At 53.6% G+C, this 12,391-nt stretch carries 8 protein-coding genes; 3 read left to right on the top strand and 5 right to left on the bottom strand.

Annotated features, from left to right (window positions below):
* Positions 1-7 precede the first annotated feature (7 nt).
* Entirely contained in the window at positions 8-1,189 is a 1,182-nt protein-coding gene (gene purT / locus PS2015_RS06560) for a formate-dependent phosphoribosylglycinamide formyltransferase (protein ID WP_058021464.1), read from the bottom strand.
* Between the two features lie 128 nt (positions 1,190-1,317).
* Here purT and PS2015_RS06555 point away from each other — a divergent pair, with 128 nt between their 5' ends.
* Both PS2015_RS06555 and PS2015_RS06550 read left to right on the top strand, forming a co-directional pair.
* Positions 1,318-2,145, top strand: coding sequence for a crotonase/enoyl-CoA hydratase family protein (locus PS2015_RS06555; RefSeq protein WP_058021463.1), 828 nt, complete (start codon positions 1,318-1,320; stop codon positions 2,143-2,145).
* A gap of 82 nt (positions 2,146-2,227) precedes the next feature.
* A complete protein-coding gene (locus PS2015_RS06550; RefSeq protein ID WP_237113399.1) occupies positions 2,228-3,490 on the top strand; it encodes an OmpP1/FadL family transporter in 1,263 nt (420 codons plus the stop codon).
* Here PS2015_RS06550 and PS2015_RS06545 read toward each other — a convergent pair.
* From PS2015_RS06545 to PS2015_RS06535, 3 genes are all read right to left on the bottom strand, one after another.
* Positions 3,487-5,355: an outer membrane protein assembly factor BamB family protein gene (locus tag PS2015_RS06545; protein WP_058021462.1), complete on the bottom strand. Its 1,869-nt coding sequence runs from the start codon at positions 5,353-5,355 to the stop codon at positions 3,487-3,489. The two genes, PS2015_RS06550 and PS2015_RS06545, sit on opposite strands and share 4 nt — an antisense overlap.
* A 16-nt stretch (positions 5,356-5,371) precedes the next feature.
* Positions 5,372-7,759, bottom strand: a complete 2,388-nt coding sequence (locus PS2015_RS06540; protein WP_058021461.1) for a DUF5916 domain-containing protein — start codon at positions 7,757-7,759, stop codon at positions 5,372-5,374.
* A gap of 68 nt (positions 7,760-7,827) precedes the next feature.
* Positions 7,828-9,456, bottom strand: coding sequence for an aminotransferase class V-fold PLP-dependent enzyme (locus PS2015_RS06535; RefSeq protein ID WP_058021460.1), 1,629 nt, complete (start codon positions 9,454-9,456; stop codon positions 7,828-7,830).
* 152 nt (positions 9,457-9,608) lie between these two features.
* Between PS2015_RS06535 and PS2015_RS06530 the strand changes: the two genes are divergently transcribed.
* A complete protein-coding gene (locus PS2015_RS06530; protein ID WP_058021459.1) occupies positions 9,609-10,058 on the top strand; it encodes an Lrp/AsnC family transcriptional regulator in 450 nt (149 codons plus the stop codon).
* Positions 10,059-10,065: 7 nt separating this feature from the next.
* On the opposite strand, the gene PS2015_RS06525 is transcribed toward PS2015_RS06530, so the two are convergent.
* Complete coding sequence (locus PS2015_RS06525; protein WP_058021458.1) at positions 10,066-12,312, bottom strand: DUF5916 domain-containing protein; 2,247 nt, start codon at positions 12,310-12,312, stop codon at positions 10,066-10,068.
* Positions 12,313-12,391 lie beyond the last annotated feature (79 nt).

The following is a 12,391-nucleotide window of genomic DNA, read 5'->3' as shown; positions in this document are numbered from 1 at the left end:
GCTCAGCTCACAGATCTACAGTAATAGTCTTCACCACCGTCAATGCCTTTTTAATGGCTTGCTCAATGTTTTCATCCCGTGCCAGGGCCACGCCCATACGACGTTCGCCCTGCACCTGCGGTTTGGAAAACAGACGCAGGTCTGTATCAGGCTGCGCCAGAGCCTCGTCCAGCCGTCCATATCGTGGATTGGAGGACTGCCCGGCGACCAATAGCACAGCGGAAGCTGACGGACCGTATTGCCTGATCAAAGGTACAGGCAAGCCAAGGATCGCCCGGGCATGCAGTGCGAATTCAGACAGGTTCTGTGAAATCAGGGTAACCAGACCTGTATCATGGGGACGCGGTGAGACTTCACTAAAGAATACCTGGTCACCTTTCACAAACAGCTCAACGCCAAACAGACCGTACCCCCCGAGCGCCGAAGTAACCGCGCTGGCAATCCGCTTTGCCTCTTGCAGAGCGGGATCACTCATGGCCTGAGGCTGCCAGGACTCACGGTAGTCACCCCGCTCCTGACGATGTCCGATGGGCTCGCAAAATGCCGTGCCATCACGGTGCCGCACCGTTAACAGGGTAATCTCATAATCAAAATCGACAAAACCTTCAACAATAACCTTTCCCTGTCCTGCCCGACCGCCTGACTGCGCATACTGCCAGGCACGCTCCACATCCTCAGGCGTTTTGACCGTACTCTGCCCCTTGCCGGACGAGGACATGATCGGTTTAACCACGCAAGGCAGTCCCACCTGCCCGATCGCGGCCAGGTATTCGTCATGCGATGCCGCGAAACGATAAGGCGATGTCGATAAACCCAGTTCTTCAGCAGCCAGGCGACGAATGCCTTCCCGGTTCATGGTCAATTGGGCCGCTCTCGCCGTGGGAATCACATGCCAGCCTTCGTTTTCCAGCCTGACCAGCTCATCGGTAGCAATGGCTTCAATCTCGGGCACGATCAGATGAGGTCTTTCCTGTTCGACCAGAGCACGAACAGCCGCCCCATCCAGCATATTGATAACATGACTGCGATGAGCCACCTGCATCGCGGGCGCATGGGCATAGCGATCCACCGCGATGACTTCACAGCCCAGTCGCATAAGCTCTATGACCACCTCTCTTCCCAGCTCACCACTGCCAAGCAGCATAATTCGTGTTGCATCAGAAGCCAGCGGCGTACCAATCCGGGTCATAATAGAGAGCCTTCGTTAATTGATTAAGAAGCTTTATTTTTTCAGATGCACACTGCAGATGGAAGGTATTTCCACGGTAGTTTATGCTTGGAGGCAACATTTGCACGAACCACTCAGGACCAGCCTTCATGACAATACCCGGAGTTACCGAAAATCGAGTCACCCTATCCATTCAGGATGGCATTGCCGATGTCCGTCTTAACCGTCCAGACAAACGCAATGCACTGGATCCGGCTTTGTTCGCCTCACTGGTCGCCGTCGGTATCTACCTGAAAACTCAAACTCATGTGAGGGCGGTCGTATTGTCCGGAAATGGTGCATCCTTTTGCGCAGGTCTGGATTTTGCGTCCTTTCATCGTATGGCGGAGGGCGGCGGCGCATCAGACATCGGTGCCTTGACTGACGGTGGTCTGACACACCTGGCGCAGCAGATCTGCTGGGTTTGGCAAGAGCTGGAAGTACCGGTTATTGCAGCATTGCAGGGACACGCACTGGGCGGGGGCATACAACTGGCACTGGGCGCTGATATTCGTTATGCCCATCCGGATACACAAATGTCAGTGCGTGAAATTCATTGGGGAATAACGCCGGATATGACCGGGACCCTGACGCTAGCCCAGCTTGTACGGCCTGATATTGCCAAAGAGCTGGTGTTTACCGGCCGAATTTTTGACGCCAGGGAAGCGGCGCAACTGGGGCTTGTTACACATCTGACTGAGCAACCCTGGCAGGATGCCATGTCACTGGCAAGCACTATCGCAGGTCGCAATCCGCATGCGGTTCGTGGTGCCAAACATCTGTTTAATCGCCAGTTCATACCCCAGGTTGCCGGGCAGTTTCAGGCCGAAAGAGACGTTATCTTCTCTTTGATTGGTTCACCCAACCAGCAGGAAGCAGTCAAAGCCAACTTTGAGAAACGAGAGCCACGTTTTGATGACCCCGTTATTCACAAATGATATTAAAATATCAAAACATATAACTTCACAGCATTGCGAAAAGCGGGTATGTTGTGCGCCTTGATTTTACAAGGAGATACCCGTGAACCGATCAATCCGCACCCCCGCGCTTGCATTGTCTCTGGCTGGTGTTGCTCTGGCGGCACCCGCCTCGGCTACCAATGGCTACTTTTCACATGGATTCGGCGTTCGCAGCCAGGCCGTAGCGGGTGTCGCCTACGCCCTGCACCAGGATGCACTGGCCACTGCCAGCAACCCCTCTGGTCTGTCGGGGCTGGGCAACCGCCTCGATGTCGGCGCGAGCCTGTTCCGCCCCGGTCGCGGGGCTGAAATCACCGGCAATATGGCCGGCGCGAACGGTCAATATTCAGCCGATGGTACCGAAAACTTTCTGATACCCGAGTTTGCTTATAGTCGTATCCTGAGCGACGAATTGACCTTTGGATTGGCGATTTACGGCAACGGTGGAATGAACACCGATTATGATATAAACCCACTGGCCGCTTTCGGTTCTACAGGGTCTGCCGGTGTGAATCTGGAACAGCTTTTTGTGACACCAGCGCTGGCCTGGCAGGCCAGCGACAAGCACGCCATGGGCATTGGTGTAACACTGGCCTATCAGCGTTTCGAAATGAAGGGAGTGTCTGCTTTTGATAATCCCATGTTCAGCTTTGTTCCGGGCAGCGTGAGCGATAACGGCACATCAGACAGCAAAGGCGCTGGTCTCAAACTGGGCTGGACCGGACAGATCAGCGAAAATTTGACACTGGGTGCCAGTTGGTCCTCACGAATAGAGATGGACCGCTTTAAGCGCTACAGTGGCCTGTTCGCCGAACGCGGCGGATTCGATATTCCGGCGACCTATGGCGTTGGGGCCGCCTGGAAACCAGCAGATCAGTGGACTCTGGCGCTGGACTGGCAAGCCATCGAGTACAGCAGGGTCAAGTCTGTTGGCAACCCCTTGAGTAACCTTTTGCAGGGCAATCCACTTGGCAGTCGCAACGGTGGTGGCTTCGGCTGGCAGGACATTGAAGTCATCAAATTGGGCGTCTTGCATCATTACAGCGACAAACTGCAGCTAAGAGCCGGCATCAGCCGCGCTGAGCAACCGATACCGGCTTCTGAGACCTTCTTCAACATCCTGGCACCGGGCACCGTGCGAGACCATCTTAGTGTTGGCGCAAGCTGGCAGGCAGGCCGCGGCGAGTGGAGCGTCAGCTACACTCACGCGCGCAAGGAAAGTGTGAACGGCCAGGGATCTATCCCCATGAATTTCGGCGGGGGCGAGGCCAATATTCATCTGAAGGAAGACATACTGACCATCGGCTACTCCATACGCCTTTAATCAGCCGGCCGAAACGCCAGCAGCACATTGCCTGCCTGCTGGCGGAATCGGTCATAACCGGATCCGACAAACACCATGCCGGCACCAGCCGATATGGAATGAGCATCAATAGAGCCGCCCCGGGCATCGACTCCATTTGAGGTGGAAAATTCGATCGCCGTATCATACTGATACAGGATCTCGCCGGACTCAGTATCAAAAACAAACAGACGACCGTCAATATTGCCAGCTATCAATGCCCCGTCAACGACCAGCGGCATTGCCGAAAAACCATAGCGAGCATCACATCCGGCTACTCGCAGGTCCCGGCCATCAGCACAATCGGGCTGTGATCTGAATTCCCAGGCAGGCTGCCCGGTAGCGATATCAAAAGCATAAACGCCCGCCCGGATGCTGTCGGACTCGCGTCCGCCGGCAGGATCATTCACCGGCATCAGAACCCGCAAGCCATCCACGGCCACGCCCCAGTGATTACCACCCAGCGCACCGCCATCACCGACTCGCTGTTCCCAGAGCAGTTCACCGTTATCCGGATTCAGTGCCCACAAATGTCCGGACTTCTGACCGGCCACCAGACGATCGCTGCCATCCGGCAGGGTCACAAGCACCGCAGCGCCGCCAAAATCCCAGTCTTTGATAATACTGTCTTCAGGCGAAGGACAGTTAGGGCCTGGATTTCGACCGGTGCAGGCCATATTCCAGACGTCGTTGGCTACCGCCTGAAACAACCAGCGCTGCTCACCCGTATCAATATCCAGCGCAATGATGGCATTACTGGTCTCGGTAGCTGGCAACGAGGTATTTTCTCCAGTCGTGACGTACAAAAGGCGCCGTTTTTCGTCCAGGCCAGGACTGGACCAGATGGGGGCACCGGAAGGCCCGCGCAGCGGAACACCAATCGAATTAAGTTCACCGGTATATTGCGCCGGGGGCATGGTAACGTAAGTCCAAAGTCGCTCACCAGTTACTGCATCCAATGCCAGCACACCACCGCGTCCGTCACAACATTCATGAGTCGGCTCACCGCCGCGCTGAACGCCAGAGGCTGATACCGGCACAAACAGGCGTTGTTCAAAATAAACCGGAGCACCCGTCAGGCGTGAATGAACCCCCTGATCAATCGTGCCGTCAATAAGCCAGACGCGTTCGCCATTAAGCGGGTCAACGGCGTGCAGTCGCGCACGCTCATCGGAAACATACAACAAACGTTGCCCGTCAGGCAGCTCACCACTCAGCGTGGCAGAACCTCGCAAAGCCGTTTGCGCATCATACGCCCATTTAACGCAGCCTGTTTCTGTATCCAATGCCAGCAACATGCCTGATGCCGCTGCCGGATAAAACAGGGTATCGCTTGTAATGACCGGAGAAGAGCGCAGACCACCAACGCCGGGAATGCCTAAAGACCAGGCCAGTTCAAGCTCAGTCATATCCGCCCTGCTCAAGCCACTCTGCTCGGACGTCAACTGTCGGGAGAATCTGGCATCCCCACCGGCGGCCGACAGAGAAATATCTGACAGATCTATACTCAATCTGTCGTTGCCACAGGCGTTAGCCGTCAGCCAACCGGTGGACGGTGCATTAGCCGCCAGATAATCAACCAGTATGTCGCGCTGCGACTCGGTCAGCTGCTGCCCCTGAATAGCCATTGCACCGGAAGTAAGCGTGTAATGCAGCGCGGCTGATGTCATTGTCTGAATACTGTCGAAAGCCGCAGCACGAGGATCCCCACCTTCATGACATCCCGCACAATAAGACTGATAGATCTCTTCGCCCGGGTGATTCTGCGCCCGGTTATCGTTCTGCGCCGAGGCTATTGAGATCGCACTGCAAAAGCCAAGGCCAAGCCAGAATTGTAATGAATTCATCAGGATCTCCTTAACGTCAGCTCCCCAGACGATAGCGCAGTTTCACCACAAACGTGTCTACAACCGGCTCCGACCAGGACTCTCGCAGCAGTCCGGTGTAGTCGTCAAACAAGGAACCTGGTGTATTGCCTCCCCGTGTATAAACGACAAACAGATCCGACAGCGGTGCAATTTCCCAACGGTATCGTGCCTGAAACACCATCCGGCTGATAGTGAAATTATCACTGACTGTATTGGGTTTGGGCACCTGCCTCAGTGGCTCGATACGATCAGGGTTGACCTGCAGGAAACGATTCTCAAACGCCTTCAGGCCAGTCCACTGCATACCGAAACGCAATTGTTGCTTGGCCGAAATGAAATAGTCCAGCGTAAATCTGGGTGCCCATTGAGTAGCTTCGTAGCTGGTATAGCGACCGTTACCCCGATATACCAACAAGCCTTCGCGGTCGGTATAGGAAAGGTCTACGCTCAACGAAAAATTGTCAACGGGCCGATAACTGACACCGGCTGTGGTTGTCAGATTCTTCTCGCCCAGGTCTTCAGTGTTGGCATCTACACCAAGGCTGTAGCGGATTTTCTGCGACGGATCGGACTCCCAGTTACTGACAAACTGCCAGCGACCCGGCACATAATAATCACCACTGCCGCGCCCCAGGCGATCTTCAACCCGCCGATGATAATAGCGCAGACTGGAATTAAGTGATTGATTATTGAGGAAAGTCATATTCAGGGAGCCGAATATGCCCTGCCTGACCCAGTCATTGTTGCCGTTCCAGTGATTAAAAACAAAAATACTGATATTGCGTGAACGCAGACCCTCAATATCAGACTGATTGAGATTGTAGTTGTAATCAAAATGCATCAGATCATTGCGGGTCAGAAACCCCAGGGTATTCAGGTTCAGGTCTTCATCGTGGTAGCCTGCCGCTATACGATGCTGAACACCTCTTGCAGGTCTATAGGCCAGATCAAGTGTTGCACCGTTACCCGTGGCGCCATTAACGTCGCTCTGCATTACCCACCCGTCAATCACCCAGCGTGAATCTGCCGAAAAATAATGCATATCGACGCCGTTGACTGTGGCATCCACATCGCTGTGAGATACGTTGGTCCCCATCCAGCCGATTGAACGCCGCCCACCGCCAACAGTGTCCTCATACAACAGACGCCCAACTGTGAAATCCCGACCTTCAGACTGCAATCCGATTCGCTGCCCAGTGCTTGTTGTGCCCAACACCTCCATATCATCTTCCATGGCTACCAGAGTCCCGTAACGCCAACTTCCTGACTGTCCGGTGAACTTCACGGCACCCAGCAGATCAGAAGGGGCACTGAGGTCAGTATCCGCCACCCGCACACCGGCAGGCACATCAAATCGGGCCGCACCGCCAATACGGCGGGTATTCAGCATGGATGTCGGACCACCAGGCCCGCGTGCGCTTTGGTTGCGCGGAGACGTAACAAAAACATCCTGCCCTTCCAGGAAAAATGCTCGTTTCTCAGGGAAAAAGGTTTCGTAGGCTGTCAGATTCACATCAACGTCATCGGATTCCACGTTACCAAAATCAGGATTCAGACTCAGCGACAGTTGCGTATTGGAGCTCGGACGCCAAAACACTTCAACGCCAGCCCGAACTTCTTGCTCATTTCGCACACCATCATACGTGGCAGAAGCATAGGGGTACCAGGTAATCTGGGTACGCGGTTCAATATCCTGCAATTCGAACTTCTGGAATGCAGAAAGAAATTCATTCACCGTATCAGGCAAGGCCGGATACGCCCAGGTTTCGTTCAAGTGACCCACCTGGCGCTCTGTGTAGATACCGATGCGACGAGGACCATCATTCACTTGTGGCAGCGCCATCATTGACCAGGGAATATAGAATTCAGCCACCCAGCCGCCATCTACCACGCTGGTTGCCGCATCCCACGGTCCATCCCACTGCATATTGAACTGGCGTTCTGCGAGTATCGTACCGTCGGTTTTGGAATCCCCCAGGTTTACTCGCATCATATAGCCGTACAGACCTTCTCCGGAGGCATCCAGACTGATCACAAAACCATCTCTCTCCAGGCGGGTATCACGGGGAGTCATTCGCGCCACCAGACTGTCAGCCGGCTGATGATTCATCACACCAACATAAATGCCGCGCTCGGTATAAAATATGCGGGTTTCAGTTCGAAGGGAGCTGTCTGCCAGCGTATCCGGTGTCACCACTCGCATACCGTCAATAACTGGCACTTGCTGCCAGACGGACTCATCAAGGCGGCCATCCAGCTCAATATTTACAAGCGACTCATCCAATCGGGTCAGTTGAGGGACGGATTCCTGGGTATAGGCAGAACTGCACAAAAGCAGACAGCCCAATGCTGCCGCACGGCACGCAAACTTGAATTGTGGCATAGACGCATTCTCATTATTTTTTATTAGTCCAGACTATACCGCGAGCCCGGACAAATACAGAGACGCGGCTACAAATCGTTGCAAACTACCTCATCAGGACTAACGAACCAGCGCAACGATTCATGCTCAGGGAATACTGAAGACATTGAAAACGCGGAACGGTTGTCCGCGGCAGGCGAGATGGCCAAATGCCTTTCCGCCTCGCTCAGGGTTTGTGCCAAGGATTCCGGGCCCAGACTTGCTATCGACCCGGGCTGCATATTCAGCCAGTCAATCTCTGCAACGGGATCCCCCTTGTCATTACTCTGACCGGCAAATCGCCAGACTCCGCTACCTGTGTCGTAACAATACGAAGGCAGCAGCTTCCATCCGTACCGGGCAACCAATTCAATGGCTGAAATCAGAAATTCACGCTCTTCATCGTCGATGAAATAATTGAAATTCAAACGTACCCAGCCAGGGCGCATAATGCTGGCCCCCTGGCTGACGGCGCTTTCAATAGCTTCACTCTGCTGTACAGACAACCCAAGCAGGTGATGGGCATAAGGGCCCGCGCATGAGCACCCGCCACGCACCTGGATACCAAACAGGTCGTTCAGTAAAGATACGATAAACCCATAGTGCAGTTCCCTGCCATTATGCCAGAAACGTAAGGAAAAAATCGGCAGACGCTCAGCATCAGCACTGCCCAGCACCTGAACATCTGGAATCGATTGTAGTCTCTGCATCACATAACGGGCCATGTCACGTTCACGTGATTCAATGACATCAATACCAACCTGCTTCTGCAACGACACCACCAGACCCGCCCGTATCGATTCGATAATTGCCGGGGTACCGGCCTCTTCGCGACGCTCAATATCACTGATATAAACATGTTTTTCTGGTGTGACAAAGGAAACAGTGCCACCCCCCGGTACTACAGGAACCGCATTGCGAAACCATTTTGACTTGGCAACCAGTACGCCCGGGGTGCCCGGGCCGCCAACAAATTTGTGTGGCGAAAGAAACACAGCGTCTTTGTCAGTCATATCAATCGCTGTATAGGGGCCTGCTGCTGCGTAATCCCAGCAGACAAGTGCACCGAACGATTTGAGGAGTCGGGTCACGGCATCTACATCGGTTTTAATGCCGGTTACGTTGGAAGCTGCAGAGAAACTGCCAATAATTATCTCTGCCTCCTGCACAGACTGCAGCGTTTGCTGCAATGCCTGCAAGCTCAGCCTGCCCTGCGAATCCAGTGGAATCACTAAAACCTCAGCAGCGCTTTCACGCCAGGGCAGCTCATTTGAATGATGTTCATAGGGACCCACCAATACCACTTTGCGCCCGCCTGTTTTGCCAACCTTCTGCTGACCTCGCAGATTCAGGACATCGATGAATCGATTGATAGCCGCAGTCGCACCAGAACCGACAAATATAACTTTATCCTCATCGGTACCGTTGACCGCCGAGCGGATCATCTTCCTTGCCGACTCCCTCCATGCCGTCGTTTGTGCGCCCGTATAAGTAGTTTCCGTATGGGTATTGGCATACACCGGCATGACCTGCTTGTGAATCACATCTTCGACAAACTCAAGGCTGCGGCCCGATGCCGTATAGTCGGCGTAGATCAGTGGTTTGATACCAAAAGGGGTCTCCACTGCCCGCCGCTGACCAATAACAGCGTGTCTGATTTTTTCAATAAGCTGACTCATAGCGTTCCGGCTCCATGATTATTGTCCGCTATGATAAGTTAAAAAAAAGAGCACATTGTCTCTAAACACGCCTTAATGGCGCATATTTAGTCAACATTGTTTCGATTTTTTAATATAATCTGAAACAATGCCCCAACATCGGATATGCAACCATGGATACAGCTGACAAAAACCTTTTACGCCTGATGCAGGCGGACGCCTCGCTTTCGGTGGCTCAACTGGCCGACAAAACAGCCATGTCAAAATCGGCCTGCTGGCGGCGCATACAGAAACTGGAAACCGACGGTATCATCCGTCAACGGGTTACTCTGCTCAACGCTGACAGGGTGGGCCTGGGATTGACGGTGTTTATAAGTATCAGGACCAACCAGCACAACTCGGACTGGGCACAGCGTTTTAATGACGTTGTTCAGGGCATCGAAGGTGTGCTGGAAGTTTACCGGCTTGGCGGACAGATCGATTATCTGATCAAGGCTGTGGTTGCCGATATGGCGGGATACGACCGCCTCTACCAGAGACTGATAGAGGCGGATCTGTTTGATGTGACGGCCAGCTTTGTCATGGAGGAAATTAAATCCACCACGGTACTGCCGATTCGGTAAAACGCCATTAAAAACGCAGTGTGTACTTGAGCTTTACACTCAGGTCTGAGGACGCTGTATGGAAGCGATTATCCTTGTCAAGATCCTGCAGGTTATAGTTCAGCACAATAAACCCCTCCTGGCCGGCGCGCGGAATCCACTGCAGGCGCGTATTGATCCCAACCTCCTCTGACAGATTGTCGTACTGAACCAGGCTGATCCAGTACATGGATGAGGAGAAAGCAACCTGGGTACTCAGACTGAGCAGTCGGGTGATAAAATCACCCTGTGGCAGGCTGATATCGTTCCAGTCGTAGCTGGCAGACATGACAAAAAAGCGTGACTGATTCCAGGTGACAGACGCATTAATATTGTCCCGGTCACCGTTATAAAAGTCCCCCTTCAGGTAGGTGAAACGACTGACCAGTGTGCGTTGCCCTCCCGTAGAAAGCGATACCTGCTGTTCATTAAATGAATAGTTGCCGGGCGCAATAGCCACCTGCCTTTCGGGCGAGGTGTACAAAGTGAATGGACGAACCACAACCTCCTTATTACTGTTAAAACCGACATTCAGGCTGTCACGTGAATTGGTTTGTAGCTCCAGAAGACGCCAGGCCAGCACCTGGCTTTGCAGGCCGCCATCAATGACTTCTATGCGCTGGGCATCAACGCCAGCAAAAGCACTCTGAAAACGACCTCCGTCAAAGAAATAGGTATATCCGATGTCCGCGGTCAAATCGCGGATATTGCTGCGGTTCACATAACCCATTGCTGGATTAAAATTGCGCTGCACCTCTTTGAAACCAAGTCGCGAACGCCAACCCGTGTTGTTCGGAAGCCTGAGACCGAAGCCCCAGGACGCATCGTCGCCAGCCAGCCCCGGCGTATCCGACTGCTGGTACCAGGCATCCGCTTCGAAGCTGCGGCCGCCGCCAATCTGGTTATTCAGATACCTGAAATCCAGGCCAAGCACCGAATTGTCGTTGTTCGATCTCGGATCTCCGTCCGTATAGATAAATCCGATACTGGAATCGCTCAGCACATTGGCCGACATGCGCGCTACAAACAGATCCGATGCTTCAATAGCGCCGTCTTCGTCCTGTCTGATCGCTAAAGTGCCGATATTCCAGCGTCCTACGCGACCGCTGATACGCCCGCCGTAATTAATATCGACGGGCGAACCCGACTGACTCAGGCCGATCCTGCGCGAAAAAAACGGGCGGGCATTCTCACGGCTGCCACCTGAGGTAGCGCTGTTGCCACCCGCCATTCCGCTGATGTTACCAAACTGGAACAAATCCGAATCATTCAGGAAAAAATCCCGCTTCTCGGGAAAAAACAGACTGAATCGCGACAGATTGACTTGTCGGTTATCCACCTCGGTTGCCGAAAAATCAGTATTGATGGTCAAGGCCGCATTCAGCGATGGCGTCAGTCGATAAAACGCATCCAGAGATGGCGCCCAATGCACGTTGGTCGATCCGGCAACGCCGTAATCCTTGCTGCGCGTAACCGCCATCGACGGCACAATATCCAGTCCGGCTCCGGCACTGAGGCCGGTCAAACCAGTCAATTGTCCCGAAATGCTGGGGTTGTAGGTGCGGTTCTGTGACACCCAGGCCATTTCTTCGCCGCGTCGGCGAATGGCGCGGCCAAAATTGAACCCCCAGGTATCAATCGCCGGATCAAATGGAATAGATTTGAAAGGTATGGCAATTTCGGCCACCCAGGCGTTGCCATCAACATTGGCGGCCACATCCCAGATGGTATTCCAGTCGATAGAAAATGAAGTCACGCTGGTGTATAGAGAATCATGACGGGCAGCGTTCAGATTAGTCTCAAACCGGTATCCCGCACGCCGGGAATTAAAGGGATCAAGGATCACGACCAGCCGATCGTCCGAGGGCATGCCCTGACCATGCCGGATTACGGGCGCGGCAATCAGGTCCGGCTCGCTGTCATACATACGGGCAGCGATGTAGAGGGCATCGTCATCATACAACACGTAAACTTCAGTGCGCTCCGACGGAGGGGTTCCGTTACCTGGCCGGGTCTGGTGAAAGTCCGTGATGACATCAGCCTGGGTCCATACCGGATCGCTCAGATCACCATCGATGACCGGCGGCACAGAAACCCGCACGGCTCTCACCTGTTTGACTCTGGCTGTCTCTTCAGGCGACAGGGCTTCCTGTGCGTGAAGGGATGTGACACCAAACAAGGACGACAGGACAACAACAGTACTCAATGACGATACAGATCCGGCCCGACGTCTCATAATCAAACTCCCGCATAAAAATCCGGATTTTAATTATAAATCGCGACCAAGTAACCAGAATAATGGAAAACAATTGTGG

The organism is Pseudohongiella spirulinae, assembly GCF_001444425.1.
Taxonomy (GTDB): domain Bacteria; phylum Pseudomonadota; class Gammaproteobacteria; order Pseudomonadales; family Pseudohongiellaceae; genus Pseudohongiella; species Pseudohongiella spirulinae.
The sequence above is the reverse complement of the archived record's forward strand: the minus strand, read 5'-3'. Positions and strand labels throughout refer to the sequence as shown.